The sequence below is a fragment of the Aeromonas sp. S8(2024) genome (assembly GCF_041403085.1).
Classification (GTDB): Bacteria; Pseudomonadota; Gammaproteobacteria; order Enterobacterales; family Aeromonadaceae; genus Aeromonas; species Aeromonas dhakensis.
The window spans coordinates 337,633-363,992 of the sequence record NZ_JBGLRF010000003.1 but is presented as its reverse complement, the minus strand read 5'-3'; the positions used below and the strand labels follow the sequence as shown (position 1 = coordinate 363,992).

General features: G+C 61.3%; 24 protein-coding genes. 11 read left to right on the top strand and 13 right to left on the bottom strand.

Annotation, left to right across the window (positions count from 1 at the left end; all coding sequences use genetic code 11):
* Positions 1–24 precede the first annotated feature (24 nt).
* From cmoB to ACB031_RS10530, 3 genes are all read right to left on the bottom strand, one after another.
* Entirely contained in the window at positions 25–1,002 is a 978-nt protein-coding gene (cmoB, locus tag ACB031_RS10540; RefSeq protein WP_010634491.1) for a tRNA 5-methoxyuridine(34)/uridine 5-oxyacetic acid(34) synthase CmoB, read from the bottom strand.
* On the bottom strand, positions 999–1,742 hold the full coding sequence (cmoA, locus tag ACB031_RS10535; RefSeq protein WP_010634490.1) for a carboxy-S-adenosyl-L-methionine synthase CmoA: 744 nt from the start codon (positions 1,740–1,742) through the stop codon (positions 999–1,001). The genes cmoB and cmoA overlap by 4 nt, the downstream gene beginning before the upstream one ends.
* A gap of 393 nt (positions 1,743–2,135) precedes the next feature.
* Complete coding sequence (locus ACB031_RS10530; RefSeq protein WP_021463628.1) at positions 2,136–2,984, bottom strand: DUF72 domain-containing protein; 849 nt, start codon at positions 2,982–2,984, stop codon at positions 2,136–2,138.
* 432 nt (positions 2,985–3,416) lie between these two features.
* On the opposite strand from ACB031_RS10530, the gene aspS reads away from it, so the two are divergent.
* The 3 genes from aspS to ACB031_RS10515 all read left to right on the top strand — a co-directional run bounded on the left by aspS (position 3,417) and on the right by ACB031_RS10515 (position 7,901).
* On the top strand, positions 3,417–5,183 hold the full coding sequence (aspS, locus tag ACB031_RS10525) for an aspartate--tRNA ligase (RefSeq protein ID WP_019838554.1): 1,767 nt from the start codon (positions 3,417–3,419) through the stop codon (positions 5,181–5,183).
* A gap of 102 nt (positions 5,184–5,285) precedes the next feature.
* The gene (locus ACB031_RS10520) at positions 5,286–6,026 is read left to right on the top strand and encodes a YebC/PmpR family DNA-binding transcriptional regulator (RefSeq protein ID WP_099358499.1); all 741 of its coding nucleotides are present in this window, start codon (positions 5,286–5,288) and stop codon (positions 6,024–6,026) included.
* Positions 6,027–6,284: 258 nt separating this feature from the next.
* Complete coding sequence (locus ACB031_RS10515; RefSeq protein ID WP_371139515.1) at positions 6,285–7,901, top strand: phosphoethanolamine transferase; 1,617 nt, start codon at positions 6,285–6,287, stop codon at positions 7,899–7,901.
* 69 nt (positions 7,902–7,970) lie between these two features.
* On the opposite strand, the gene ACB031_RS10510 is transcribed toward ACB031_RS10515, so the two are convergent.
* Genes ACB031_RS10510 through nagB form a run of 3 tightly spaced genes read right to left on the bottom strand, consistent with a single transcriptional unit; the run spans position 7,971 to position 11,145 of the window.
* Complete coding sequence (locus ACB031_RS10510) at positions 7,971–9,185, bottom strand: ROK family protein (RefSeq protein ID WP_010634486.1); 1,215 nt, start codon at positions 9,183–9,185, stop codon at positions 7,971–7,973.
* Positions 9,186–9,189: 4 nt separating this feature from the next.
* Positions 9,190–10,335 carry an N-acetylglucosamine-6-phosphate deacetylase gene (gene nagA, locus ACB031_RS10505; RefSeq protein WP_017783866.1) on the bottom strand — a complete coding sequence of 382 codons (1,146 nt, stop codon included), beginning with the start codon at positions 10,333–10,335 and terminating at the stop codon, positions 9,190–9,192.
* 9 nt (positions 10,336–10,344) lie between these two features.
* Positions 10,345–11,145: a glucosamine-6-phosphate deaminase gene (gene nagB, locus ACB031_RS10500; protein WP_017766092.1), complete on the bottom strand. Its 801-nt coding sequence runs from the start codon at positions 11,143–11,145 to the stop codon at positions 10,345–10,347.
* Between the two features lie 273 nt (positions 11,146–11,418).
* Here nagB and nagE point away from each other — a divergent pair, with 273 nt between their 5' ends.
* The 3 genes from nagE (at position 11,419) to glnS (ending at position 17,666) form a co-directional block, all read left to right on the top strand.
* Positions 11,419–12,873: an N-acetylglucosamine-specific PTS transporter subunit IIBC gene (gene nagE, locus ACB031_RS10495; RefSeq protein WP_024942845.1), complete on the top strand. Its 1,455-nt coding sequence runs from the start codon at positions 11,419–11,421 to the stop codon at positions 12,871–12,873.
* 122 nt (positions 12,874–12,995) lie between these two features.
* Positions 12,996–15,659: a beta-N-acetylhexosaminidase gene (locus ACB031_RS10490; RefSeq protein WP_371139514.1), complete on the top strand. Its 2,664-nt coding sequence runs from the start codon at positions 12,996–12,998 to the stop codon at positions 15,657–15,659.
* 345 nt (positions 15,660–16,004) lie between these two features.
* Complete coding sequence (glnS, locus tag ACB031_RS10485) at positions 16,005–17,666, top strand: glutamine--tRNA ligase (protein WP_126882169.1); 1,662 nt, start codon at positions 16,005–16,007, stop codon at positions 17,664–17,666.
* 98 nt (positions 17,667–17,764) lie between these two features.
* On the opposite strand, the gene fur is transcribed toward glnS, so the two are convergent.
* Positions 17,765–18,193 carry a ferric iron uptake transcriptional regulator gene (fur, locus tag ACB031_RS10480; RefSeq protein ID WP_005299160.1) on the bottom strand — a complete coding sequence of 143 codons (429 nt, stop codon included), beginning with the start codon at positions 18,191–18,193 and terminating at the stop codon, positions 17,765–17,767.
* A gap of 241 nt (positions 18,194–18,434) precedes the next feature.
* Here fur and ACB031_RS10475 point away from each other — a divergent pair, with 241 nt between their 5' ends.
* Complete coding sequence (locus tag ACB031_RS10475; RefSeq protein WP_162519935.1) at positions 18,435–18,917, top strand: DUF4442 domain-containing protein; 483 nt, start codon at positions 18,435–18,437, stop codon at positions 18,915–18,917.
* Positions 18,918–18,976: 59 nt separating this feature from the next.
* Here the strand turns inward: ACB031_RS10475 and fldA are convergent, their stop codons facing one another.
* From fldA to ACB031_RS10455, 4 genes are read right to left on the bottom strand one after another with little or no spacing between them, the layout of a single operon-like run.
* The gene (gene fldA / locus ACB031_RS10470) at positions 18,977–19,501 is read right to left on the bottom strand and encodes a flavodoxin FldA (RefSeq protein WP_005299167.1); all 525 of its coding nucleotides are present in this window, start codon (positions 19,499–19,501) and stop codon (positions 18,977–18,979) included.
* Between the two features lie 39 nt (positions 19,502–19,540).
* Positions 19,541–19,837 (bottom strand): LexA regulated protein, encoded by a 297-nt coding sequence (gene ybfE, locus ACB031_RS10465; protein WP_005299169.1) that lies wholly within the window; start codon positions 19,835–19,837, stop codon positions 19,541–19,543.
* 20 nt (positions 19,838–19,857) lie between these two features.
* A complete protein-coding gene (locus tag ACB031_RS10460) occupies positions 19,858–20,079 on the bottom strand; it encodes a DUF2788 domain-containing protein (protein WP_005299172.1) in 222 nt (73 codons plus the stop codon).
* A gap of 55 nt (positions 20,080–20,134) precedes the next feature.
* On the bottom strand, positions 20,135–20,899 hold the full coding sequence (locus tag ACB031_RS10455) for an alpha/beta fold hydrolase (RefSeq protein ID WP_279485550.1): 765 nt from the start codon (positions 20,897–20,899) through the stop codon (positions 20,135–20,137).
* Positions 20,900–21,191: 292 nt separating this feature from the next.
* Between ACB031_RS10455 and seqA the strand changes: the two genes are divergently transcribed.
* Positions 21,192–21,701, top strand: a complete 510-nt coding sequence (gene seqA / locus ACB031_RS10450; protein WP_371139513.1) for a replication initiation negative regulator SeqA — start codon at positions 21,192–21,194, stop codon at positions 21,699–21,701.
* 57 nt (positions 21,702–21,758) lie between these two features.
* Positions 21,759–23,408 (top strand): phosphoglucomutase (alpha-D-glucose-1,6-bisphosphate-dependent), encoded by a 1,650-nt coding sequence (gene pgm, locus ACB031_RS10445; RefSeq protein ID WP_041216614.1) that lies wholly within the window; start codon positions 21,759–21,761, stop codon positions 23,406–23,408.
* Between the two features lie 88 nt (positions 23,409–23,496).
* On the opposite strand, the gene ACB031_RS10440 is transcribed toward pgm, so the two are convergent.
* Positions 23,497–24,378, bottom strand: coding sequence for a DMT family transporter (locus ACB031_RS10440; RefSeq protein WP_371139512.1), 882 nt, complete (start codon positions 24,376–24,378; stop codon positions 23,497–23,499).
* Between the two features lie 96 nt (positions 24,379–24,474).
* On the opposite strand from ACB031_RS10440, the gene ACB031_RS10435 reads away from it, so the two are divergent.
* On the top strand, positions 24,475–24,957 hold the full coding sequence (locus ACB031_RS10435; protein WP_011705436.1) for a MarR family winged helix-turn-helix transcriptional regulator: 483 nt from the start codon (positions 24,475–24,477) through the stop codon (positions 24,955–24,957).
* 24 nt (positions 24,958–24,981) lie between these two features.
* Here the strand turns inward: ACB031_RS10435 and ACB031_RS10430 are convergent, their stop codons facing one another.
* Positions 24,982–25,572, bottom strand: coding sequence for a TetR/AcrR family transcriptional regulator (locus ACB031_RS10430; protein WP_017781822.1), 591 nt, complete (start codon positions 25,570–25,572; stop codon positions 24,982–24,984).
* A gap of 112 nt (positions 25,573–25,684) precedes the next feature.
* Here ACB031_RS10430 and ACB031_RS10425 point away from each other — a divergent pair, with 112 nt between their 5' ends.
* On the top strand, positions 25,685–26,350 hold the full coding sequence (locus ACB031_RS10425) for a peroxiredoxin-like family protein (protein ID WP_371139681.1): 666 nt from the start codon (positions 25,685–25,687) through the stop codon (positions 26,348–26,350).
* Positions 26,351–26,360: the final 10 nt, after the last annotated feature.

The window sequence follows — 26,360 nt, the reverse complement described above, 5'->3', positions numbered from 1 at the left end:
TGTAACTTCCACCGCGGCCATCGGCTAGTCTTTGGCCTTTCTGGCAATCAGTACGGCACGTTTGGGTGCCGGGTGTCCTTCTACCGTGAGTGCCGGATTGGCTGGATCCAGATAATCACTCAGGGATTCATTAATCATCCAGTCGGTACGACGCTGTTCGTCCGTGCTGGTCATATTCTCGTCGACTATCCGCACATCGGTGAACCCGCAGCGCTCGACCCACAGCTTGAGTGCCGCGCTGGAAGGAATGAACCAGACGTTGCGCATCTTGCCGTAGCGATCGGTGGGCATCAGCACGTCGTTGACGCCGCCGTCGATCACCAGGGTCTCCAGCACCAGCTCACCGTCGTCTTTCAACTGGTTGCGCAGCTGTTCGATGTGCTCGATGGGAGACTTGCGGTGATAGAGCACCCCCATGGAGAAGACGGTGTCGAACGCCCGCAGCTCCGGCAGCTCCTGAATGCCGAGCGGCAGCAGGTGGGCGCGCTGGTCGTTGCCGGCGAAGTGACGAATAGCCTCGAACTGGCACAAGAACAGCGGGCTCGGATCGATGCCGACCGCCAGCTTGGCCCCTTCGCCCACCATGCGCCAGAGGTGATAGCCGCTGCCGCAGCCCACGTCCAGCACGTAACGGCCGGCAAGCGGGCTGATGTGGGGCAGCACCCGATCCCACTTCCAGTCGGAGCGCCACTCGGTGTCGATGTGGATGCCGTGCACCGTGAACGGGCCCTTGCGCCAGGGCATGAAGTGGCGCAGCAGGCTCTCCACCTTCTTGCGCTCCCCTTCGCCGAGGCTCTCGGCCGAGCCGATTTCGACCCGGCTGGTCAGCTCGACGTGGCCGGGGGCCACCTGCGGCAGCTTGTTGAGGGCACGGTTCCAGCGCGGCAGATCGCCGTGCTGGTTGTCATGTTGCCAGGCGTGCAGCTGGGCGGGCAGGGTGTGCAGCCAGTGGCTCAGCCGGTTCTTGGCGATCAGCTGATAGAAATTGGCAAAGTCGATCATGGCTGGGCAGGCTCGCTCGATTTGATGGCGATCATGGAGCCGAAGTTGAAGCACTGGAACCAGAGATCCTGATGGGCGAAGCCGGCCTCCCGCAGGCGGGCCTGATGCACCGGCAGGCTGTCGGTGCGCATCACGTTCTCAAGGGCGGTGCGTTTCTGGCTGATCTCCAGCTCGCTGTAACCGTTGGCGCGCTTGAAGTCGAGGTGCAGGTCGATGAGCAGCTCGTTGACCTGCTCGTCCTCGAAGCGGAACTTCTCGCTCAGGATCAGGATCCCGCCCGGGCGCAGGCCGTCAAAGATGCGCTGGATGAGGGCGGCCCGTTTCTCGGGCGCGACGAACTGCAGGGTGAAGTTGAGCACCACCACGGAGGCGTTCTCAATCTCGATGTCGCAGATGTCCGCCTCGATGAGCTCCACCGGCACCTCGGACTTGAAGCCTGAGAGGTGGGCACGCGCCCGCTCTATCATGGGGTGGGAGAGATCCACCGCCGTGATGCGGCAGCCGGGCTGGGCAACATGGCGACGCATCGCCTGGGTGGCGGCACCCAGGGAGCAGCCGAGATCGTAGAGTCGGCTCTCGGGCTGGGCGTAGCGGGCGGCCATCATGCCGATGGCGGAGATGATGTTGCTGTAACCCGGCACCGAGCGCTGGATCATGTCGGGAAAGACATCGACGACCTGTTCGTCAAAGCAAAAATCCCCCAATCGGGCGATGGGGGCGGCAAAAATCTGATCGTGCATGCTGGCGCAACCTGACAGCCGGTGCGCGAACCGACTGTTTTGTTCAATTGAATCGTTGGGTGACACCCGTCCGGGTCGTGTCGTCACCGGTTCACGAACGGGGTGGCGGGCCTTGAGATCCATCGGGCCGCTTCCGTTCGCAATGGACCATCATCCTGGTCCTTTTGATGGGCTGCGCCCTGGGCGACAAGCGGTTGTCGTCAAGGGGCGTCGGGGCCCTGTTACCGGAGCCGGATGCTCGCCTGCAACGAAGTGCGATGGGCGGGCAGACCGGGTCCTTGCATGGGGCGCTAGTGTAGAGGAAAGGCGGCCGTTTGTCTTGACGCCAAGCCCCGTCAGATCAGAAAAAAACGGCTTTTTTTCGCGCCGAAGCGGGGGCGGCGAAAGCGCCGCTCAAAAGGGCAGCACGCCCTGGCGCGCGCGATCGTTTTCCCCCGGCCAAGGGGCCATCTCCTGCCCCAGCAGGCGGGCCACCTGACGGGCCAGTTCGGGGGCCTGGGCGTTGTCGGCAGTATGTATAAAGAGGTATAGGTCTTTTCCCTCCGCCAACCACTGACGCCAGTGAGGGAGCCAACCTGGCAGGAAGGGGTGGTTGTCCTCGGGATGTGGCAGGCCGATGAGCCGCACCACGGGGGCATCGGCGGTGGCCAGCAGGTGCACCGGCAGCCTTGGTTTCTTGCCCTGGGCATCGATCATGGCCGCCGTGGTGGCGGGCACCGAGAAGAGCGGCCGGCTGTCGAGCATGATGCGGTTGATACCTCTCTCCATCAGCAGCCGGTTCAACTGCCGCTCCGCCTCGCCCTTGGCGAAGAAATCGGGGTGGCGCACCTCGAGGGCATAGCGAAATGCAGGTGGCAGCCGTTCGAAGAAGGCCGCCAGGCGAGGAAGACCGTCGGGTCCAAAGCGGGCAGGCAGCTGCAGCTTGAGCAGCCCCAGCTTGTCATGCAGGGGGGCCAGCAGGCGGATAAAGTCGCTTACTTGCTTGTCGGCGCTCACCAGATCGCTCTGGTGACTGATGGTTTGCGGAAACTTGAAGCTGAAACGAAAGCCCGCTGGCACCGCATCGGCCCAGCGCCGGACCGTGTCGGGGGTCGGCGAGGCGTAGAAGGTGGTATTGCCTTCCACCGTGTTGAAGACCCGGGCATAGTGGGCGAGGTGCTCGGCGGGCTTGGCGCCCACCCCCAGCAAGTGACCGGGCCAGGCCGGGTGCGACCATTGTGGCAGGCCCAAAAAGAGGCTCATGAGGGATCCTGTCTGCGGGTTTGTCTCGATTTTCCCCTTTTTTTGCCCCGGGATGTAAAAAACAGGGCAAAGGAGGCTGCTGGCCATTTTACCCAAATGGGGGTTTTCCTCTATAATGCCAGCCCTTTTGTTTGCCAATTTGTTGTGACTCACGCCGCTGTACGCATATTGTGACGACGGCAGCGGCCATGATGCGGCCAAACAACAATCGCTTGCCGATGCCCTCCGCCCGACAACCCGGCCGCTTGCCAGCCGCCTCTGGTCGAGCCGATATCGGCGGCAGGTGTCCGATCCCGGCGGTCGGACGGTACGAGACAGATTTCAAACCGGGCAAGAAGCAGGATCTGGCCAGCTGTGAGACAGACGGTGCTTGCCAGTCGTGCCCGGCGACCCAGGTTAACCGTCTCTCTACAATTTCGAAGGAAGAAGTCCATGCGCTCTATCTATTGCGGACAGGTCAATGAGGCCCATGCAGGGCAGACCATTACATTGTGCGGTTGGGTCCATCGTCGTCGCGATCTGGGCGGCCTCATCTTTATCGACATGCGTGACCGCGAGGGCATCGTCCAGGTGTTCTTCGATCCGGACAAACCGGACGCCTTCGCCCTGGCCTCCGAACTGCGCGGCGAGTTCTGCATTCAGGTCTCCGGTGTGGTGCGCACCCGTCCCGACTCCCAGCGCAACAGCGACATGGCCACCGGTGCCATCGAGGTGTTTGCCCACGAGCTCACCATCATCAACCGTGCCGAGCCGTTGCCGCTGGACTTCAACCAGGTCAACAGCGAAGAGGTGAGCCTCAAGTATCGCTACCTGGATCTGCGTCGCCCCGAGATGGCCAAGTACCTGAAAACCCGCGCCAAGGCCAGTGCCTTCGTGCGTCGCTTCATGGACGAGCACGGCTTCCTCGACATCGAGACCCCGATGCTGACCAAGGCCACCCCGGAAGGGGCCCGTGACTATCTGGTGCCGAGCCGCGTGCACAAGGGCAAGTTCTACGCTCTGCCGCAGTCCCCCCAGCTGTTCAAGCAGCTGCTGATGATGTCCGGCTTCGACCGTTACTACCAGATCGTCAAGTGCTTCCGTGACGAAGACCTGCGTGCCGACCGTCAGCCGGAATTCACCCAGATCGACGTGGAGACCTCCTTCATGACCGCACCGCAAGTGCGTGAAATCATGGAAGAGATGATCCGCAAACTGTGGCTGCACATCCTGAACGTGGATCTGGGCGACTTCCCGATCATGACCTTCGACGAAGCCATGCGTCGCTACGGCTCCGACAAGCCGGACCTGCGCCTGCCGATGGAGCTGGTGGATGTGGCAGATCTGCTGACCGCGGTCGAGTTCGCCGTGTTCGCCGGCCCCGCCAACGATCCGAAAGGCCGCGTGGCTGCCCTGAAAGTACCGGGCGGCGCCGAGCTCTCTCGCAAGCAGATCGACGAATACACCAAGTTCGTCGGCATCTACGGTGCCAAGGGCTTGGCCTGGATGAAGGTCAACGAAGCCGCCAACGGCATCGAAGGCGTGCAGTCCCCGGTGGCCAAGTTCCTCTCCGACGCCATCGTGCGCGAGATCCTGACCCGCACCGGTGCGATGGATGGCGACATCATCTTCTTCGGCGCTGACTCCAAGAAAGTGGTGTGCGATGCCATGGGAGCCCTGCGCTTGAAAGTGGGCCGCGATCTGGGTCTGCTGGAGAACAGCTGGAAGCCGCTGTGGGTCATCGACTTCCCGATGTTCGAAGAGGATGGTGAAGGCGGTCTGGCTGCCATGCACCACCCGTTCACCGCGCCGAGCGGCCTGAGCCCGGAGCAGCTGAAAGCCAACCCGGTAGGCGCTTACGCCAACGCCTACGACATGGTGATCAACGGCTACGAAGTGGGTGGCGGTTCTGTCCGTATCCACAACAGCGAGATGCAGGCCACCGTGTTCGACATCCTGGGTATTACCCCGGCCGAGCAGCGCCTGAAGTTCGGCTTCCTGCTGGATGCCCTCAAATACGGTACCCCGCCGCACGCCGGCCTGGCCTTCGGCCTGGACCGCCTCAGCATGCTGCTGACCGGTACCGAGAACATTCGGGACGTGATTGCCTTCCCGAAAACCACGGCGGCCGCCTGTCTGATGACCGACGCCCCCAGTTTTGCCAACCCGACCCAGCTGGGCGAGCTGGCGATTGCGACCACCGTCAAGGGTGACGAATAAGCCTTTATCGGCAACCAGGGCCGCAGCAATGCGGCCTTTCCCGTTTCCCCGGGTAGTCGCAACCTGTGTTACTGAAATTTCAAACTATAACGGAGAGTCCCTATGGCAGGTCACAGTAAATGGGCCAACATCAAACACCGCAAGGCGGCGCAAGACGCCAAGCGCGGCAAGATCTTCACCAAGCTGATCCGCGAAATCACCACCTCCGCGCGTCTCGGTGATGCCGACCCGGCCAACAACCCGCGCCTGCGTGCGGCGGTGGCGGCGGCCCTGACCAGCAACATGACCCGTGACACCATCAACCGTGCCATCCAGCGTGGCGCCGGCGGTGGTGACGGCGAGCAGCTCGAAACCATCGTCTATGAAGGTTACGGCCCGGCCGGCTCTGCCGTCATGGTGGAGTGCCTGACCGACAACCGCAACCGCACCGTGGCCGAAGTGCGTCACGCCTTCAGCAAGTGCGGCGGCAACCTGGGTACCGACGGCTCCGTGGCCTACCTGTTCACCAAGAAGGGTGTACTGACCTTCGTAGGCGCCGATGAAGATGCCCTGATGGACGCCGCTCTGGAAGCCGGTGCCGACGACGTGGTGACCGAAGAAGATGGCACCATCGAGGTGTACACCACCCCGAACGACTTCGGCACCGTGCTGGATGGTCTGGAAGCCGCTGGCTTCAAACCCGAGAGCGCCGAAGTGACCATGATCCCCTCCACCGAAGCGGAGCTGGATGCCGAGACCGCGCCCAAGCTGATGCGCCTCATCGACATGCTGGAAGATCTGGACGACGTGCAGGAGGTGTACCACAACGGTTCCATCTCCGACGAAGTTGCCGCCACCCTGTAATCAGGTCGGCAATATTCCTCGAAACGGCAGCCTCGGCTGCCGTTTTTTTTCATCCGTATAACCCGCATCGACCCGCCCTTCGGCCAGAACAGGCCCCGCCTTAATTCTCCCTTAAGTTTGGTTTTCTACCCTGCCTGCGTCCCGGGGCCCTCGCGCCCACGGCCGGTCTGCACCTCGGGAAGAGGGCGCCGGCGCGGAAGATCCAAAGAGGGGCTGTTGCCAGGCCCCCTGTCTTGTCTGGTTTGTCGGAGTATCGTTATGCGTATCACCTTGGGTGTGATGAAGGTGAATCTGTTGTTGGTGCTGCTGTTTGCACTGCTCTTCAACTGGCCCATTTTCCTCCACTTCTACACCATTCTTACCAAGCTGGAACACGTCAAGGCGGGCTTCGTCGTCTCGATCCCCTTCGTGCTGCTGGCCGCGCTCAATGCGGTGTTCCTGCCCTTTACCTTTCGCTATCTGCTCAAGCCCTTCTTCGTGCTGCTGATCCTGATGGGATCCGTGGTCAGCTACGCCATGCTGAAATACGGGGTCATCTTCGACGTGAGCATGGTGCAGAACATCGTCGAGACCAACAGCGGGGAGGCAGCTTCCTACCTCAATGGCTCCGTGTTGCTCTGGTTCGCGCTGACCGGCCTGCTGCCGGCATTGGCCCTGCTGTGGGTGAAGATTGAATATCCCCGTCCCTGGTACAAGGGGCTGGGTCTGCGGCTCGGCTCCATCGCCCTCTCCTTGCTGTTTCTGGTGGGGGTGGCCGCCCTCTATTACCAGGATTACGCCTCGGTCGGGCGCAACAACAAGTCCCTCGGCAAGGAGATAGTGCCCGCCAACTATGTGCACGGCCTCTATCGTTACGCCACCGACATCCTGTTCGCCACCCCGATCCCGTATCAGCAGCTGGGCACGGACGCCAGGGTGGTGGGGCAGGGCAGCAAGCCGACCCTGATGTTCCTGGTGGTGGGGGAGACGGCGCGCAGCCAGAACTACTCCCTCAACGGTTACGGCAAGGTCACCAACAGCTTCACCGCGAGGGAATCGGGCATGGTCTCGTTTCGCAACGTGCGCTCCTGCGGCACCGCCACCGCGGTCTCGGTGCCCTGCATGTTCTCCAACCTGACGCGACGCGGCTATGACGACACCCTGGCCCAGTCCCGCGACGGCATGCTGGATGTGCTGCAGCACGCCGGTGTCTCCGTGCTGTGGAAGGAGAACGACGGCGGCTGCAAGGGGGTGTGCAAGAACGTGCCCACCATCGAGATCGAGGCCAAGGATTTTCCCCAGTACTGCCAGAAGGGATCCTGCTACGACGAGGTGATGCTGGAGGGGCTGGATCGGCAGATCGCGCAGATGAAGGGCAACAAGCTGGTGGCCTTCCACCTGATGGGCAGCCACGGCCCGACCTACTATCGCCGCTATCCCGCCAGTGAACGGACCTTCGTGCCGGACTGCCCGCGCAGCGACATCGAAAACTGCACCAATGAAGAGCTGGTCAACACCTATGACAACACCATCCGCTACACCGACAAGGTGGTGGCCCGTCTCATCGACAAGCTCAAGACGCTGGAGCAGGATTACAACGTGGGGCTGGTCTATCTGTCGGATCACGGCGAATCTCTGGGCGCCATGGGGCTTTACCTGCACGGCACCCCCTACAAGTTCGCGCCGGACGATCAGACCCGGGTGCCGCTGATGACCTGGTTCTCCCCCCAGTTGCAGGCCGACCGCAAGCTGGATCTGGATTGTCTGCAGCAGGAGGCGGCCAGCAAGCGCTTCTCCCACGACAACCTGTTCCACTCCATGCTGGGGATCATGGATGTGCAGACCCAGGTCTACAACGGCGCGCTGGATCTGTTCAAGCCGTGCCGGGCGGTGTGAACCGGCGAAAGCGACCAATAAAAAAACGGCAGCCACTGGCTGCCGTTGTTGTTTCGCAAGGCCTCGGCCCTACTTCTGCTCCATGATGATCTGCAGCAGGTCTCCCTCCAGCAGGGCCCGCTTCACCAGGGCGAAACCGCCGACGGTAGGCTGGTTCTGGAAGCGTGCCTTCACGATGGGCAGGCCGCGGTGGAAGCTTGGCAGAGACTGGTGCTCCACGCAGCGGCGGATAGCCGGGAACAGGATCTCCTCGGCGGCGGTGATTTCGCCGGCGATCAGCACCTTCTGCGGGTTGAACAGGTTGACCGTGATGGCCACAGCCCGTCCCAGATGCTCACCCACGTTCTCGATCACGCTGCGGGCCAGCTCGTCACCGGCCATGGCCGCCTTGCACACCTCCTGGATGGTGATGTGCTTCTCCTGCAGCGAGCTCAGGTGGCCGCGGCTGATGAGCTCCTTCACCTTGTCGACGATGGCCTCGTTGGAGGCGATGGTCTCCAGGCAGCCGAAGTTGCCGCAGTGGCAGCGCTTGCCGAGCGGCTCGACCTGGATGTGGCCGATCTCGCCGACGTTGCGGTTCTGACCGAGGAACACTTTGCCCTTGGTGATGATGCCTGAGCCCGCCCCCTGATGGACGCTTACCAGAATGGAGTCCATGCAGTCGCGGGACTCGCCGAAGAAGTGCTCGGCCAGCGCCAGCGAGCGGGTGTCGTTGCCCACGTAGCAGGGCAGGTTGAAGTGGTTTTCCAACAGCTTGGCCAGCGCCAGATTGCGGATCTGGTACTTGGGGGTGTAGATGACCATGCCCGATTCCGGGTTGACCAGGCCCGGCATGGTCAGCGCGATGCTGATGAGGTTGCGGCTGCGATCCTGCTGGGAGTCGATGAAGGCACCGATCTCCCGCAGCAGCATGTCGACCACCGGCTGTTGCTCGATCTCGGTCACCTGGGTGACATGCTGGTCGAGCTCCTTGCCGTCGAGATCATAGAGACTCAGCTGCAGGTAACCGCGACCCAGCTTGGCGGACACAAACTGGAAGCGATGCTTGATGGTGGTCAGGGAGATGGCGCGCCGTCCACCGGTGGAGGCTTGCGGCGAGGTCTCCTTGATCAGGCCATGCTCGATCAGTTGCCGGGTGATCTTGGTCACGCTGGCCGGGGCCAGCTGACTCAACTCGGCAATTTTGACCCGCGAGATGGGCCCCTGCAGGTCGATGAGCCGATACACGGCTGCACTGTTGACCTGCTTGATAAGATCTACGTTTGCTATTTGTCCGCCAGTCATAGTGTCACTGTGTTGTGTAGTGTCCGTTAACCACGGTCCCGCAGACCGTGAAGGCCTGATCAAAGACAGTCAGGTTGGCTATTTTTCCGACCTGGATACTACCGAGACGTGAGTCCCATCCAATGGCGCGTGCAGGGTAAAGGGTGGCCATTCTCAGTGCTTCATCGAGCGGTAATCCGACCTGTTTGACCAGATTTTCCACCCCCTCGATCATGGTGAGGGCAGAGCCGCCGAGTGTACCATTCTCGTCGACGCACTGACCATCGCGGAAATAGACGGTTGCGCCACAAAAATCAAACTTCTCAAAGCCTTCCGGTGCCCCTGCCGGCGCGGTCGCGTCGGTGACCAACACCAGCCGTTCCCCCAGCATCTTGTGCGCGAGACGCACGTTGGCCCAGTGCACGTGATGGCCGTCGACGATGACGCCGGCGTAGACATCCTTGCGATCATAGATGGCACCCACCACGCCCGGCTCGCGGCCGTTCAGGGTCGGGGTCATGGCGTTGTAGAGGTGGGTGGCGAAGCGAATGCCGCTGTCGAACCCGGCCATAGCCTGATCGTAATTGGCGGCGGTATGGCCGGCGGAGACCAGAATGCCGGCCTCCACCAGACGACGGATGTGCTCGGGTTTGTTGCGCTCCGGCGCCAGGGTGATCTTGGCGATGGCATCCGCGTTGGCGCAGAAGAAGTCGATCATCTCGTCGGCGGGCTGGCGGATCTGCTCGGCCGGGTGGATCCCCTTGCGCTTGAGGTTGGTGTAGGGGCCTTCCAGATGGACGCCCAGCACCTCGTTGGGGTGCGCAGCCATGTAGTCGCGGGTGACGGCGACGGCCTGCTTCATGTCCGCATCCGGACTGGTGATCAGGGTCGGCAGGAAGCTGGTGGTACCGGATTTCAGGTTGGCGGCCTGCATGGTCGCCAGGGTCTCGGTGGTGATGTGGCCGTTGAACATGACGCCGCCACAGCCGTTGAGCTGCACGTCGATGAAGCCGGGGCAGAGGTTGGCCCCTTTGAGGTCAATCTGTTCGATGCCGGCCGGCAGTTCGGCCTGGTGGGAGATGGCGACAATCTGGTCGCCCTCGATGACCACCCCGTAACCGGTCAGCACGCAGCTGCCGGTGTAGAGGGTGCAGTTGGTCAATGCGTACATGGTGACTCCTTACAGACGGCCGATGTTGGCGGCTTCGAGCTGCTGGAAGTAACGCACGGTCTTGACCTTGAGCTCCATGGTGGAGGGCTCGTCACACACCATCATTCCCTTCGGATGCAGCTGCAGGGTGGAGATGGTCCACATGTGGTTGACGCTGCCTTCCACCGCGGCCTGCAGGGCCTGCGCCTTGCCGTGACCGGTCACCAGGATCATGATCTCCTCGGCATCCATCAAGGTGCCGACGCCCACGGTCAGCGCCAGCTTGGGCACCTGCTCCATGTCGCCGCCAAAGAAGCGGGAGTTGGCGATGCGGGTGTCTTCGGTCAGGGTCTTGACCCGGGTGCGGGAGGCCAGGGATGAGGCCGGCTCGTTGAATGCGATGTGGCCGTCGTTGCCGACTCCGCCCATGAACAGGTGGATCTTGCCGTAGGACTTGATTTTGTCTTCGTAGCGCTTGCACTCGGCCACCAGATCCGGCGCGTTGCCGTTGAGGATGTTGATGTTCTCGGGGCGAATGTCGATGTGGCTGAAGAAGTTGTTGTGCATGAAGCTGTGGTAGCTCTCGGGGTGGTCTTCCGGCAGGCCGACGTACTCGTCCATGTTGAAGGTGACCACGTTCTGGAAGCTCACCTCACCGGCTTTATGCAGTTCAATCAGGCGCTTGTAGGTGTTGAGCGGAGTGCCGCCAGTGGGCAGGCCCAGTACGAAGGGGCGATCGGCAGTGGGTTTGAACGCATTGATACGGTCAACGATGTAACGGGCGGACCACAGCCCCACTTGGCTGGCAGATTTCAACGGGATCAGGCGCATTGTAGATACCTCTGTACGGGTTGCGGCCGGGATGTCGGCGGCAAGAAGAGCGGGACGGATTCAAGTTGTTTTATAGCGTAAATAAAGATTGCGAACTAAGCCACATCTATCCGCCACCTTTATCTCGTTTGGGTGATAATGATCACGATTACAGGTTTATTAATTTGCGCAGCGAAATAAAAGCCCTAGACTGCCAATCAAGCCTTGATGGCTTATGCGTCAAACGTGATAAGCACTTAATTTCTAGAAAAACATTAACTAAGGAGAGGAACCGTGAACATTCTCGGTTATTTGCAAAAGATCGGCCGGGCCTTGATGGTGCCGGTAGCGGTATTGCCTGCCGCCGCGATCCTGATGGGGGTTGGCTACTGGATTGACCCGAATGGTTGGGGTGGTGACAGCGCGCTGGCCGCCTTCCTGATCAAGGCGGGTGCGGCCATCATCGACAAGATGGCCATCCTGTTTGCCGTGGGTGTTGCCTATGGCATGTCCAAAGACAAAGACGGTTCTGCCGCGCTGGCCGGTCTGGTCGGTTTCCTGGTGGTGACCACCTTGCTGAGCCCGGGCGCGGTATCCCAAATCCAGCAGATCCCGCTGGACCAGGTGCCTGCTGCATTTGGCAAGATTGAGAACCAGTTTATCGGTATCTTGACCGGTGTGATCGCGGCCGAGCTCTACAACCGTTTCAGTGGTGTGGAACTGCACAAGGCGCTGGCCTTCTTCTCCGGTCGTCGTCTGGTGCCGATCGTGACCTCCGTGGTGATGATCGTCGTCTCCTTCGTCCTGATGGCCGTCTGGCCGGTCATTTACGGTGGTCTGGTGAGCTTTGGTGAATCCATCGTCAACCTGGGTTCCACCGGCGCCGGTATCTACGCCTTCTTCAACCGTCTGCTGATCCCGATTGGTCTGCACCACGCCCTGAACTCCGTGTTCTGGTTCGACGTGGCCGGCATCAACGACATCCCGAACTTCCTGGGCGGTCAATCCTCCATTGACGCCGGCAAGGCGGTCGTGGGTGTGACCGGCATGTATCAGGCCGGCTTCTTCCCCATCATGATGTTCGGTCTGCCGGGCGCCGCACTGGCCATCTACCACTCCGCCAAGAAAGAGAACAAGGACAAGGTTGCGTCCATCATGATCGCCGCCGCCTTTGCCTCCTTCTTCACCGGGGTGACCGAGCCGCTCGAGTTCTCCTTCATGTTCGTGGCGCCGGTACTGTACGTCATCCACGCGTTCCTGACCGGTATCTCCGTGTTCATCGCCGCCTCCATGCACTGGATTTCTGGCTTCGGCTTCAGTGCTGGTTTTGTCGACATGTTTATCCAGTCACGTAACCCGCTGGCGACCCACTGGTACATGCTGATCCCGCAGGGTCTGGTGTTCTTCGGTCTCTACTACGTGGTCTTCCGCGCAGTGATCGCCAAGTTCAACCTGAAAACCCCGGGTCGTGAAGATGACGAAGCGGTACCGGCACAGGCTCAAACCACCGACCGCACCGAGCTGGCCAAGCAATACCTGGAAGTGCTGGGCGGCCAGGAGAACCTGGTGACCATCGATGCCTGCATCACCCGTCTGCGTCTGACCCTGAAAGATCGCAGCATCGTTGACGAGCGCAAGCTCAAAGCCCTGGGCGCGGCCGGTGTGGTCAAGCTCGGTGAGCAGAACCTGCAGGTGATTCTGGGCCCATTGGCCGAAATCATCGCCGGTGAGATGAAGGCCCTGCGTTAATCGGGCGCCAAGCTCGCCTCAAGTCTAAGTCCATTGTTGACATAACTAAGGGCCCCGCCTCGGGGCCCCATATAAAAAAAGCCAAGAAAATCCAACCTTTACTTCAAATGAGAGCAGCAGTTATGAACTTGAAACATTCTCTGTTAGCCATTGCCATGTCTACCGTTTTCGCCGGTCCGGCACTTGCAGCCGATGCCGCCAAGCAAGCCGTGGTCGACGCCCTCGCCAGCAACCTCGTCGTCAAGTACGAAGTCGTCACCAACGACGGTGCCGGCGCCGGCCTCGACTGTCAGGCGCTGGGCTCCGAGTGGGCGAGCTGCGGCGTTGCCAAGCTGCACCTGACCAACACCGGTGCTGACGTCACCTCCAAAGACTGGAACATCTATGTCTCCTCCATCCGTCGCATCCAGCGGGTAGACAACGACCAGTTCACCATCACCCATCTGACCGGCGACCTCTATCGTTTGACGCCGACCGAGAAGTTCCAGGGCTTTGCCAAGGATGCCACGGTCGAAGTGCCGCTGGTGGTGGAGTACTGGGTACTGTTCGAATCTGACATCATGCCGAACTGGTATGTCGCCAGCGAAGGGGCCGAGCCGAAAGTGCTGGCCAGCATGAGCAACATCGACGATGCCACCACCTACGAGAAGCCGATGCCGGCCGATGGCTGGAAGCGGACCAAGGATGACAACAACATCCTGATGAACAGCGAAACCCGTTTCGCCGCCAACCAGACCAGCACCTTGCTGCCGGCTGGCAAGGTCGACAACCAGATCCTGCCGACCCCGATGAAGCAGGTGGTCAAGGCCGGCCCGCAGGTCGACTTCTCCACCATCAAGCTCAATGCCCTCGACCTGCCGAGCGATCGCGCCGAAGCCCTGAAGGCTCAACTGACCAAGCTGGGTGTTACCCTCTCCGACACCGGCTACCCAGTGACCATCAAGCTCGACAGCAAGCTCAAGCAGGCTGAAGGCTACGACATGACCATAGGCCAGAAGGGCACTGTGGTGCAGGGGCACGACGTTGACGGCGCTTTCTGGGGTGCCCAGTCCCTGATCTCCCTCTTGGGAGTCAACGACAAGCTGGTGAGCCAGATGACCGTCGAGGATGCCCCGCGCTTTGAATACCGCGGCATGCAGACCGACGTGGCCCGTCACTTCAGAAGCCCCGAGACCCTGAAGAAGCTGGTGGATCAGATGTCCGCCATGAAGCTCAACGTGCTGCACCTGGGGCTGACCAACGATGAAGGCTGGCGTCTGGAGATCCCGGGCCTGCCGGAGCTGACCGACGTCGGCAGCCAGCGTTGCCATGACGAGTCCGAAACCAAGTGCCTGATGCCGCAGCTGGGCTCCGGCCCGACCAGCGACAACCAGGGTTCCGGTTTCTACAGCAAGGCCGACTACATCGACCTGGTGCGCTATGCCAAGGCCCGCGGCGTGACCGTGATCCCCGAGATCAACATGCCGGCCCACGCCCGTGCCGCCGTGGTCTCCATGGAGGCGCGTTACAAGCGTCTGATGGCTGAAGGTAAAGAGGCCGAGGCCAACCAGTTCCGTCTGACCGACCCGGCCGATACCTCCAACGTCACCTCGGTGCAGTTCTACGACAAGATGTCCTTCATCAACCCCTGCCAGCCGGGCGCCGCCACCTTTGTGGCCAAGGTGATGGACGAAGTGGCCCAGATGCACCAGGCCGCCGGTCAACCGCTGACCGCCTGGCACTACGGTGGTGACGAGGCGAAGAACATCATGCAGGGCGGTGGTTACCAGGACCCGGCCGTCACCAAGAAAGAAGATCTGGTGGCCTGGAAGGGCAACGTCGACTCCAGCAAGCAGGACAAGCCGTTCGGCAAGTCCCCCATGTGCCAGAAGATGGTGGATGAGGGCAAGATCAAGGACGTGGCCGAGCTGCCGGTCTACTTCGCCAAGGAAGTGAGCGAGATGGTCAAGGGCCACGGCTTCTCCACCCTGCAGGCGTGGGAAGATGGTCTGAAGTACGCCACTGACGCCAGCGTGTTCGCCACCGACAAGACCCGGGTCAACTTCTGGGAAACCCTCTACTGGGGTGGCTTCAACGAAGCGATGAAGTGGGCGCACAAGGGCTATGACGTGGTGCTCTCCAACCCGGATTACCTCTACTTCGACTTCCCGAACGAGGTACACCCGGCCGAGCGCGGCTACTACTGGGCCACCCGCTTCAACGACACCCGCAAGGTGTTCGCCTTCGCCCCGGAAAACCTGCCGCAGAACGCCGAGACCTCGGTTGACCGCGACGGCAACGCCTTCGTGGCCAAGGGTGACCAGGATCCGGTCAAGTTCAAGGGGATCTCCGGTCAGCAGTGGAGTGAAACCGTGCGTACCGACGCGCAATACGAGTACATGGTCTACCCGCGCATCTTCTCCATGGCCGAGCGCGCCTGGCACAAGGGTGGCTTCGAGCTGGACTACGTGAAGAACCGCGAGTTCTCCGGCACCACCAAGTTCGTCAACAAGGCCACCCTGAACAAGGAGTGGAACCAGTTTGCCAACGTGCTGGGTCAGCGCGTGCTGCCGAAACTGGATCAGGCCGGGGTGGAATACCGCCTCTCCGTACCGGGCGCCAAGGTGGTGAACGGCGTGCTGGAAGCGAACGTTGATCTGCCGGGTCTGCCCATCCAGTACAGCCTGGATGGCAAGAGCTGGAGCGCCTACGACGCTGCCGCCAAGCCGAGCGTCAACGGCAAGGTCTACCTGCGTACCACCAGCTTCGACGGCAAGCGCACCAGCCGCGTCACCGAGCTGAACTGATAGCCCTCAGTCCATAACGCAAGGTGGGTCGCAAGACCCGCCTTTCCCAAGGGCGATGGCCATCGGGCTTGGGAAAGGTTGACTGTGCGTGTGAGCCTTTGTTGTGTGTGTATTGTCTGTTTTTGTTTTTCATCACCTTGAACCCCGCCTCGTGCGGGGTCTTTTTTTCGCCAGTCAGTCAAACCGGCCACCAGTGCGGGGCGTTTTGCGGCGCCAGTACCCCGAAACGGGCAAATTCAGGTTGAGACAGGGCGCGTAATGAGGGATCATATCCGGCTTGACGGCGGGGGGTTGAGGGTGCCAGCCGGCACAACTTCCGCCAGTGACGCATTTTTGAGGTGAGCCATGAGTCAGGCGAACAGCCCAACTAACTTTATTCGTCAGATCATTGATGAAGATCTGGCCAGCGGTAAGCACTCCAGTGTGCATACCCGTTTTCCGCCCGAGCCGAACGGTTATCTCCATATCGGTCACGCCAAGTCCATCTGCCTGAACTTCGGCATCGCCCGCGACTACCAGGGCCAGTGCAACCTGCGCTTCGACGACACCAACCCGGTGAAGGAAGATATCGAGTACGTTGAGTCCATCAAGCAGGACGTGCAGTGGCTCGGCTTCCAGTGGAACGGCGAGATCTGCTACTCCTCCGACTATTTCGACAAGCTGCACGGCTATGCCATCGAGCTCATCGAGAAGGGGCTGGCCTACGTGGACGAGCTCTCTGCCGAGCAGATGCGTGAATACCGCGGTACCCTGACCGCGCCGGGCAAGAACAGCCCGTTCCGCGATCGCAGCGTGGAAGAAAACCTGGCCCTGTTCGAGAAGATGAAGAACGGCGAGTTTGCCGAAGGCACCGCCTGCCTGCGCGCCAAGATCGACATGGCTTCCCCTTTCATGGTGATGCGTGACCCCGTCATCTATCGCATCAAGTTTGCCCACCACCACCAGACCGGTGACAAGTGGTGCATCTACCCCATGTATGACTTCACTCACTGCATCTCGGACGCCCTGGAAGGGATTACCCACTCCATCTGTACGCTGGAGTTCCAGGACAACCGTCGCCTGTACGACTGGGTGCTGGACAACATCACCATCGATTGCCACCCGCGCCAGTACGAGTTCTCTCGTCTGAACCTCGAGTACACCGTCATGTCCAAGCGCAAGCTGAACCTGCTGGTGACCGAGAAGCACGTGGACGGTTGGGACGATCCGCGCATGCTGACCGTCTCCGGCCTGCGCCGCCGCGGCTACACCCCGGCCTCCATCCGCGAGTTCTGCAAGCGCATCGGTGTGACCAAGCAGGACAACATCGTCGAGATGAGCATGCTGGAAGCCTGCATCCGCGAAGATCTCAACGAGAATGCCCCGCGCGCCATGGCCGTGCTGCATCCGGTCAAGGTGGTCATCGAGAACCTGGCCGCCGACGAAGTGCTGACTGCCCCGGCGCACCCGAGCAATGCCGAGATGGGCACCCGCACGCTTCCCTTCACCCGCGAGATCCTCATCGATGAAGCGGACTTCAAAGAAGAAGCCAACAAGCAGTTCAAGCGACTGGTGCTGGGCAAGGAAGTGCGCCTGCGCAATGCCTATGTCATCAAGGCCGAGCGGGTCGAGAAGGATGCCGATGGCAAGGTCACCTGCATCTATTGCTCTTACGATCCCGAGACCCTGGGCAAGGACCCGGCGGATGGCCGCAAGGTGAAAGGGGTGATCCACTGGGTCAGCGCCACTCACTCCCTGCCGGCCGAAGTGCGCCTCTACGATCGTCTGTTCAAGATGCCGAACCCGGGTGCCGAAGAGGACTTCGAAGCGGCCCTGAATCCGGAATCCCTGGTGATCATCGAGGGTGCCCGCGTGGAAGCTTCCCTCAAGGATGCCAAGCCGGAGCAGGCTTACCAGTTCGAGCGTGAAGGGTATTTCTGCGCCGACAACAAGCTCTCCAGCCCGGAGCACCTGGTGTTCAACCGCACCGTGGCCCTGCGCGACGTGTGGGGCAAGGCCGAGGCCTGATGAAGGAGGGCAGGGGAGACCCTGCCCTTTCTTGTCCGGAATATGGACACAAAAAAGCCAGCATCATGCTGGCTTTTTTATTGCGCGGGTTCTGCCAATCAATCGTCGTGCTTGCAGTCGCCGGCGGCGCAGTGGCCATAGAGATAGAGGCTGTGATTGGTCAGACGGATGTTGTGCTTCTTGGCGATCTCGGTCTGGCGCTGCTCGATCACCTCGTCGGAGAACTCGATCACCTTGCCGCAGTCGAGGCAGACCAGGTGGTCGTGGTGTTCCTGGGTGGCCAGCTCGAACACCGACTTGCCCCCTTCGAAGTGGTGACGGGTGACGATACCGGCATCATCAAACTGGTTGAGAACGCGGTAGACGGTAGCGAGACCAATCTCTTCACCCTGGTCGATCAGTCGTTTGTACAGATCTTCCGCACTGGTGTGCTGGCAGTCCGGCTGTTGCAGGATTTCCAGGATCTTGACGCGGGGCAAGGTGATCTTGAGCCCGGCCTTTTTTAACGCTTGGTTGTTGTCTGCCATTTCTATTTATTCGCATTCTCGAAGGTGTGGTTATTCTGATTGACTGCCGCTGTAATGGCAACCACGAACTCGCTTGGCCTGTCATTATAGGTCGTAGCTCACCTAAAAATAAACCCAGTAATTCAAGGGCTTTAGCGCGATCGACCGCCTATCCACGAATTGTGCGGATTGTGACGGCGGCTTGCTCACCCGCCGAATGTTGATAAAATGTAACCTTCTTCACTCTGGTCGGATGAGATCCATGGATTGGCTTTTTGACAACGCGGCCTGGGTGCGCCGCGCCCTCAACGCCTGGCCCCCCTTCTGGGGCGCGGGCATCAAGATAGAGACATTGAGCGATGATTTTCGCTTCTGCCGGGTCACCCTCAAGTCCCGCTGGTGGAACAAGAACGCCAACCGCACCCAGTTCGGCGGCAGCATGTTCGCCATGACGGATCCCATCTATCCGCTGATGCTGATGGGCTATTTCAGGAACCGCTATTACGTCTGGGACAAGGCGGGCAGCATCAACTACATCAAGCCGGGCAAGGGCAAGCTGGTGGCCGAATTCAACCTGACTGACGGCAAGCTGGCCGCCATAGTCGCGGCGACCGAAGGGGGAGACAAGCACTTTCCCGAGTTCGAGGTGACGGTACAGGATGGCCAGGGCGAGCTGGTGGCCCAGGTCAAGCGCACCCTCTATGTGCGGGCCAAGCCCGAGCACAGGGGCGGCGAGAGCGTATGACCAGAAAACAACAAGGGCCCCGCGGGGCCCTTGTTGTCAGAGGTGCTGGCAAGCGTGGATCACTCCAGCTCGGCTAGGCACATCTCTTCATGCAGCTGTTTGCACCAGCCCTTGACGCGCTCGGCAGTCATCTCGGGTTGGCGATCTTCGTCGATGCCCAGACCCACGAAATGCTTGTCGTCCACCAGCGCCTTGGAGGCTTCGAACTCGTAACCGGCGGTCGGCCAGTGGCCGATGACGATGGCGCCTTTGGCTTCGACGATGTCACGCAGGGTGCCCATGGCGTCGAGGAAGTACTCGGCATAATCTTCCTGATCGCCGCATCCGAAGATGGCGACCAGCTTGTTGGTGAAGTCGATCTCTTCCAGCTCGGGGAAGAAGTCGTCCCAGTCGGCCTGGGCTTCGCCATAGTACCAAGTCGGGATACCGAACATCAGCAGATCGAAGCTGTCGATGTCGGCCTTGCTGCTCTTGGCAATGTCACGGACTTCAATCAGTTGTTTGCCCAGTTCTTTCTGGATCATCTTGGCGACAGCTTCGGTATTACCGGTATCGCTGCCGAAAAACAGACCTACACTAGCCATAGTGTTTAGTTACCCGTATCTGGTGTTAATGCTTAACGGTCAGATTGCGATGCCTGCTGCATGTGCAGACTCAATCTGTTGCTTCAGGATAGATTGGATCAGCTCGGCTCGGCTGACGTTCTGTTGTAACGCAAGTTGGTTCAGGCGCTCCAGCAATTCGGCCTCCACCTTTAACTCTACCCGCTTCAGGCCGTTCTCTCGATCGCGCTTGAGCTGGTTGCGCTTGTTGATCTTGAGCTGGGTCTCGCGGGGGAGTGGGTTGGTCTTTGGCCTGCCGGGGCGCTTCTCGTTTGCGAACAGATCCAGTGTTGTTCGATCAGTTTGCTGTTTGGCCATACATCACAGATGGAAATAAGTTAGCCGATGCCTGAGCCTTCCCAGCCCAGTTCGATCAGCCCCTTGGCGACAAAACCTGCACAACCCAGGAAGAGTACCAACCAGACGATGAATCGGCCGAAACGGGGCACATTGCCGCGTTTGAGCACGTCCTGAATGGCCAGGCCAATCAATACGAAAATGGCCACAAAGAATAACTTCAGGCCCAGACTCTCGATCAGGTCGATATGTTCACTTAGCATGGATTGCGCACACTCCTTATGACGGGCGCACTATATCACAAAGGATTTGAAACTGTTAACCGCCTGTCGACAGGAAATCCACAACCAGTTTGTTGAACAAAACCGGCTTTTCCGCGTGCAGCCAGTGACCGGTGCCGGCGATGACCCGGGCCTTGGCGGCGGGAAATTGCGCCATCACCGTCTCGGTATGCGCGGGCAGCATGTAGTCGGAATCACCCCCCTTGATGAAGAGCGCAGGCCCTTCGAAACGGCTCTGTGGATCGGGCCAGCCCATGATGTTGGCGTAGTTGCGCTCAAGGGCCGGCACGTTGAAACGCCAGCCCCAACCCGACTCTCCCTTGGCGAAGGACTTGAGCAGGAACTGGCGCACGCCGGCGATCTCGACATGCTCGGCCAGGATGGCTTCCGCCTCGCTGCGGCTTTGCGGAGTGCTCGCGAGCGTGGCATTGAGGCCGGCAAACACGTTCTGGTGGCGGGCGTGAGGGTAGGCGACCGGCGCTATGTCGGCCACTACCAGCCTGGCGACGCGGGTCGGCGCCTGCTTGGCAACCTGCATGGCCACCTTGCCCCCCATGGAGTGGCCCACGATGGCCACCTGTTCAAGCCCGAGCCGATCCAGCAGGGCGAGCAGATCGGCTGCCTGGGCCGGGTAGCTCATCTCGTCGGAGTGAAAGGAGGCGCCGTGGTTGCGTAGATCGACGCTGATGACCCGGTATTGTTCGCTCAGCGGGCGTGCCAGCAGGCCCAGGTTGTCCAGGCTGCCGAACAGCCCGTGGATCAGCACGACGGGTTGGCCCTGGCCCTGCTCCTTGAAGTTCAATAATGGGTTTTGTTGCAAAATGACACCTTGTCGGTCGTGAGTACGTTGCTCGCCATGATTTAACGCACTGGAAAGAAAAGGATTTCACTCATCACGGAGCAAAAAAATGTGGTTTTTTTCCTAAAAAAAGCCAGCCAGATCGGCTATCAGTGCGACGGATCACACACTTGGGCCGCTATTATGCCGTATTCTCGATGAGATTCATGCACATCTGTCCGCCCCTTGCTTGGGCTGCCGGGTTTGCCTATGTATAATCGCCGCATCCGAATTTCGACGAGTCCAGCGCATCCCTATGAAAACCATCGAGCTTGATGACGATCTCTACTTCTATATTGCCAGCCAGACCCGGCACATCGGCGAGAGTGCCTCCGATATCCTGCGCCGCCTGCTGGAACAGCCCGCCCGCCAGGCCTCGCTGGTCGCAGCAGAGGTGACGGCGGCTCCGTCGCCCACCGTGGCCGACGCCATGGGGCTGGACACGCTGCTCAATTCCGGCGAGCTGCAAAAAGAAGAGAAGTCCATCAACCGCTTCATGCAGGTGCTCAGTACCCTCTACCGGGATGATCCGGTCGGGTTTACCCAGGCCACCGAAATCAAGGGGCGCAAGCGCGTCTATTTCTCGCGGGATCCCGATGCCCTGCGCGCCAGCGGCAGCACCACCAAGCCCAAGCAGGTGCCACAAACCCCGTTCTGGGTGATCACCAACACCAACACCAGTCGCAAACAGAACATGGTGGCCCAGCTGATGGCCAGCATGGGGTATGGCGACGAGGTGATTGCCCGGGTGTGCGGCGCAATCTAACGGTTCATCAGACTCAGGCCTTGCTGGGCAAGGCCGCCATCAAGCAAGGACAACGCCATGGCACAGCATTCCCACGCCGGTCAGCCGGCCCGTTTGAGCGACCTGACCAACATTCCCCGTCTGGTCAGCGCCTACTACCTCAACAAGCCGGACATGAGCCGCCCCGAGCAGCGGGTTGCCTTCGGCACCTCTGGCCACCGCGGCAGCGCCTTGCACAATGCCTTCACCGAATCCCACATCCTGGCGGTGACCCAGGCGCTGGTGGAGTATCGCCAGCAGGCCGGCATCACGGGCCCGCTGTTTGTCGGCATGGACACCCACGCCCTGTCTGAATCCGCCTTTGCCAGTGCGGTGGAAGTGCTGGCCGCCAACGGCGTCGAGACCCGCATTCAGGCCGGCCTCGGCTTTACCCCGACCCCGGTCATCTCTCACGCCATCCTGCGCCACAATGCGGGCAAGCCTGCCGCGCGCGCCGACGGCGTGGTGATCACCCCGTCCCACAACCCGCCGGAAGACGGTGGCTTCAAATACAACCCGCCCCACGGCGGCCCTGCGGAAGGGGAGATCACCAAGTGGGTGGAGGATCGCGCCAACGCGATTCTGGAAGCGGGTCTGGCCGGCGTGAAACGGATGCCGTTCGCCGAGGCCCTCAAGAGCCCGTTCGTGGCCCTGCACGACTATGTCACTCCCTATGTGGATGACCTGAAGAACGTGCTGGACATGGAGGCCATCAAGCAGGCCGGCATCAAGATCGGTGTCGATCCGCTGGGCGGCTCCGGCGTCGCCTACTGGGACGTCATCGCCAAAACCTATGGTCTGAACATTGAGGTGGTGAACTACAAGGTCGACCCGACCTTCTCCTTCATGACCCTGGATAAAGACGGCAAGATCCGGATGGACTGCTCCAGCCCGTTCGCCATGGCCAGCCTGATTGCCCTCAAGGACAAGTTCGACATCGCCCTTGGCAACGACCCCGACTACGACCGTCACGGCATCGTTACCAAGTCGGGCCTGATGAACCCGAACCACTATCTGGCGGTGGCGATCCAGTATCTGTTTACCCATCGTACCGGCTGGTCCAAAGAGTCTGCGGTCGGCAAGACGCTGGTCTCCTCTTCCATGATCGACCGGGTGGCCGGCGAGATCGGCCGCACCCTCAAAGAGGTGCCGGTCGGCTTCAAGTGGTTCGTGGATGGCCTCTACAGCGGCGAGTTCGGTTTTGGTGGCGAGGAGAGCGCGGGCGCCTCTTTCCTGCGCAAAGACGGCACCGTCTGGACCACTGACAAGGATGGCTTCATCCTGGCGCTGCTGGCCGCGGAAATTCTGGCGGTGACCGGCAAGGATCCGCAGGCTCACTACGATGCGCTGGAAGCCAAGTTCGGTCGCTCCAGCTATCGCCGCATCGACGCCCCGGCCAACAGCGCCCAGAAGGCGGTGCTCTCCAAGCTGGATCCGGCGCTGGTGGAAGCCTCCACCCTGGCCGGCGAGCCCATCGTCGCCAAGCTGACCAAGGCGCCGGGCAACGATGCCGCCATCGGCGGCCTCAAGGTGGTGACCGAGAACGGCTGGTTCGCGGCGCGCCCCTCCGGTACCGAGTCCATCTACAAGATCTACATGGAGAGCTTCAAGGGCGAGGCGCACCTGGACCTCATCCAGCAGGAAGCCCAGCAGATCGTCTCCGCCGCCCTGGCCAAGGCCGGGGTCTGAGTTCGACTCAAATACCCGCGGAATGTGAAAGAGGAGCCTTGATGGCTCCTCTTTTTTATTGCGCTTTTTGTATTGTCCTTGAGCCGGCTTACGGCTTGCCGCACTGGCCGGTGCACGCCCGGCGGGCCTGCCAGCGCTTGAAGAAGGGGCGGGCAGGCAGCTTCATCAGAAACAGTGAGGCCAGGATCACCCCGATGCCGAGCCATTGGCGGGCATCCAGCGTCTCCCCCACCATCAGCACGCCGCAGGAGACGGCCACCATGGGGTTGGTGAGGGCCAGCATGCCCATCACCTCCGGGCCGTGGCGCTTGAGCCCCCACAGCCAGGCCCAGTAGGCCAGCGCCGTATTGAGCAGGATCAGCCAGAGCAGACCAGGAGCGCTTGCCGGCTGTGGCAGCGGCATGGGGCCGGCCAGCCACCAGGCGAGCGGGATCAGCATCAGGCCGCCCAGCAGCAGTTGCCAGGCGGTCAGCGCCAGCAGATCGCTGACCGGCCAGTGGCGCATCCAGCGGCTGGACTGACCGATGAGCAGGGTGGCCAGCAGGGCGCAGGTCACGCCGACAGGATCCAGATTGGCGGAAGGGTTGAGCAGCAACAAGACCCCGCCCAGCCCCATCAGGCCCAGCAGCAGCCATTTCAGGGACGGCCTGACGCCATCCTGCAGCCAAGCCAGCAACATCAAGACCAGTGGCAGGGTGGCACCGAGCGTACCCGCCACGGCCCCGGGCAGCCGGAAGGCGGCCACGAACAGCAGGGCGAAGAAGGCGGCGATGTTGCAAAACGCCAGCAGGCTCTGCTTGCCCCAAGGTAGGGGGGGCAGGCGCGGGTGCACCAGCAACAGGAGCAGGCCGGCTGGCAACGCCCGCCATACCGCCACCCAGTAGGGGGAGTAGTCGGTCAAGTAGAGGCTGACGACGGCATAGGTGCTGCCCCAGAGCAGGGGGGCCAGCAGGGCGATCAGCATGGGCATGCATTTGTCTCTCTATGAAGTATCTTTAAGTAAAGATAAATTAGCCTCTAATTGGTTTACCATCAAGTATCTCGATAAAAAGATAAGTGGCCGAAGATGGAATCAGATCATGTAGACCTGCTGCTGGCCCAGTGGGCCCGGCAGCGACCGGATCTCGACTGCTCTCCCATGGGCGTGCTGGGACGGGTGGCGCGAATGGCGGCGATCGCCGGACGGGAGGTGAGCGAGGAGCTCAAGGAGTGCGGCCTGCTCGGCAGCGACTTCGACATTCTGGCGACCCTGCGCCGAGCCGGCGAACCGCTCACCCCGACCGTGCTCTATCAATCCGCCATGTTGAGCTCGGGGGCCATGACAGCCCGGCTCGACAAACTGGCAGAGCGGGGTTTGATCGAACGTCAGGCCGCCCCGAGCGATCGGCGCAGCCTGCTGGTCTGCCTGACCGACGCGGGTCGGGAGTTGGTTGACCGGGCGGTGGAGCGGCACGTGGCCAACGAGCGGCGCCTGCTGGCGCCATTGACCCTGGCCGAGCAGGAGCAGCTGGCCGCCCTGCTCAAGCGCTGGCTGCTGGAAAACGAGTGACCCCCACAGCCTAGTGAGCGGTCGTCATGCCTCCGCAGACAAGATGGCCTGCATCTGGGCCAGCACGGCGTTCACCTTGGCGGCGGGCGGATGGGTGCGGCCCAGCACACGCAATCCCCACACCATGGTCATCAGCAAGGCGGCGGTGGCGTCGACGTCGCGCCCGGCGGCCAGCTCCCCTGCTGCCTGCGCCTGGCGCAGGGCTGCACTGACCCGCAGCTCGACCTCGGCGAGGTGGCTGCTGGCGGTCTCCTGAATGAGCGGGTGGTGACGGCCGATCTCCAGCAAGGTGTTGACCAGCAGGCAACCACGGTGCGCCTCGCTGGCGATGGCATCCCGGGCCACTGCATCGAGCAGGGCCTGCACGCCCGCCAGGGGGGAGGCTGCCGAACCCAGGATCTGCTCGATCTGCGCCAGGCTCTGCGCCGAATAGCGCTGCAGCACCTCCATGAACAACCCCTCCTTTGAGCTGAAGGCGCCGTACAGGCTGCTGGGCTTGAGTCCCATCCGTTCGACCAGCGCGGCAATGCCGGTGTTGCTGAAGCCGGTATCCCAGAAGGCGTTGAGGGCGATTTCCAGTACCTGTTCTCTGTCAAATGATGCGGGTCTTGCCATCTCGATTCCTGCCTTGTGAAACGTTATTTTATAGTGATCGCTAAAAAACAGCTTGACCATGGGTCGTGGTCCGCTTGATATTGTAGCGACCACTACAAAAAGGATGGTCATGATGCACACACTCGAGCAAAAAATCAAAGCGTACGATGAGCAGAAGCAGCGCCAGGTGCCGGCCCCGGTACTGGCCCTGATGGAGGAGGCGACCCGCAGCCTGCAAGCAAGCGGGCTGGAGCAGGCCGCCCTGGGACGCGGAGAGCGGATGCCCGACTTCGCCCTGCCGGATCAGCACGGGGTGGTGCGCCCGCTCTCCCACTATCTGGCGGAGGGGCCTGTGCTGCTCAACGTCTACCGCGGTGGCTGGTGTCCCTACTGCAACATGGAGATGCAGGCGCTCAACGCCGTGTTGCCGGCGCTGCGCGTGCGCGGTGTGAACCTCATCGGCATGACGCCGGAAACTCCCAGTTCGGCGCAGGATACCCTCACCGCCAACGAGTTGGCGATCACAGTGCTGAGCGATGAGGGCAACCGGGTCTCGGCAGCGCTGGGACTGGTGTTCGAGCTGCCGGAGGCGCTCAGGCCCATCTATGCCGGCTTTGGCATCGACATCCCGGCGAGCAACGGCGACGAGAGCTTCACCCTGCCGGTGCCGGCCAGCTACATCATCGGCCAGGACCGCACCGTGCTCTACCACTTCATCAACGCCGATTACACCCGTCGGGTGGAGCCGGCCGCCCTGCTTGCCGAGCTGGATCGTCTGGCGAAGGCGGGGGTGCTGTAAACGCACACTG

What these genes read in the sequence shown, in the direction of transcription:
- ACB031_RS10440 (WP_371139512.1), bottom strand. Translation starts at nt 24,378, where the DNA reads ATGCCCATGCTGATCGCCCTGCTGGCCCCCCTGCTCTGGGGCAGCACC.
- fldA (WP_005299167.1), bottom strand. Translation starts at nt 19,501, where the DNA reads ATGGCTAGTGTAGGTCTGTTTTTCGGCAGCGATACCGGTAATACCGAA.
- fur (WP_005299160.1), bottom strand. Translation starts at nt 18,193, where the DNA reads ATGGCAGACAACAACCAAGCGTTAAAAAAGGCCGGGCTCAAGATCACC.
- pgm (WP_041216614.1), top strand. Translation starts at nt 21,759, where the DNA reads ATGGCACAGCATTCCCACGCCGGTCAGCCGGCCCGTTTGAGCGACCTG.
- ACB031_RS10520 (WP_099358499.1), top strand. Translation starts at nt 5,286, where the DNA reads ATGGCAGGTCACAGTAAATGGGCCAACATCAAACACCGCAAGGCGGCG.
- ACB031_RS10515 (WP_371139515.1), top strand. Translation starts at nt 6,285, where the DNA reads ATGCGTATCACCTTGGGTGTGATGAAGGTGAATCTGTTGTTGGTGCTG.
- ACB031_RS10460 (WP_005299172.1), bottom strand. Translation starts at nt 20,079, where the DNA reads ATGCTAAGTGAACATATCGACCTGATCGAGAGTCTGGGCCTGAAGTTA.
- ACB031_RS10475 (WP_162519935.1), top strand. Translation starts at nt 18,435, where the DNA reads ATGGATTGGCTTTTTGACAACGCGGCCTGGGTGCGCCGCGCCCTCAAC.
- ACB031_RS10430 (WP_017781822.1), bottom strand. Translation starts at nt 25,572, where the DNA reads ATGGCAAGACCCGCATCATTTGACAGAGAACAGGTACTGGAAATCGCC.
- glnS (WP_126882169.1), top strand. Translation starts at nt 16,005, where the DNA reads ATGAGTCAGGCGAACAGCCCAACTAACTTTATTCGTCAGATCATTGAT.
- ACB031_RS10510 (WP_010634486.1), bottom strand. Translation starts at nt 9,185, where the DNA reads ATGACTGGCGGACAAATAGCAAACGTAGATCTTATCAAGCAGGTCAAC.
- aspS (WP_019838554.1), top strand. Translation starts at nt 3,417, where the DNA reads ATGCGCTCTATCTATTGCGGACAGGTCAATGAGGCCCATGCAGGGCAG.
- nagB (WP_017766092.1), bottom strand. Translation starts at nt 11,145, where the DNA reads ATGCGCCTGATCCCGTTGAAATCTGCCAGCCAAGTGGGGCTGTGGTCC.
- ACB031_RS10490 (WP_371139514.1), top strand. Translation starts at nt 12,996, where the DNA reads ATGAACTTGAAACATTCTCTGTTAGCCATTGCCATGTCTACCGTTTTC.
- ybfE (WP_005299169.1), bottom strand. Translation starts at nt 19,837, where the DNA reads ATGGCCAAACAGCAAACTGATCGAACAACACTGGATCTGTTCGCAAAC.
- ACB031_RS10530 (WP_021463628.1), bottom strand. Translation starts at nt 2,984, where the DNA reads ATGAGCCTCTTTTTGGGCCTGCCACAATGGTCGCACCCGGCCTGGCCC.
- ACB031_RS10435 (WP_011705436.1), top strand. Translation starts at nt 24,475, where the DNA reads ATGGAATCAGATCATGTAGACCTGCTGCTGGCCCAGTGGGCCCGGCAG.
- ACB031_RS10425 (WP_371139681.1), top strand. Translation starts at nt 25,685, where the DNA reads ATGCACACACTCGAGCAAAAAATCAAAGCGTACGATGAGCAGAAGCAG.
- cmoA (WP_010634490.1), bottom strand. Translation starts at nt 1,742, where the DNA reads ATGCACGATCAGATTTTTGCCGCCCCCATCGCCCGATTGGGGGATTTT.
- cmoB (WP_010634491.1), bottom strand. Translation starts at nt 1,002, where the DNA reads ATGATCGACTTTGCCAATTTCTATCAGCTGATCGCCAAGAACCGGCTG.
- seqA (WP_371139513.1), top strand. Translation starts at nt 21,192, where the DNA reads ATGAAAACCATCGAGCTTGATGACGATCTCTACTTCTATATTGCCAGC.
- nagA (WP_017783866.1), bottom strand. Translation starts at nt 10,335, where the DNA reads ATGTACGCATTGACCAACTGCACCCTCTACACCGGCAGCTGCGTGCTG.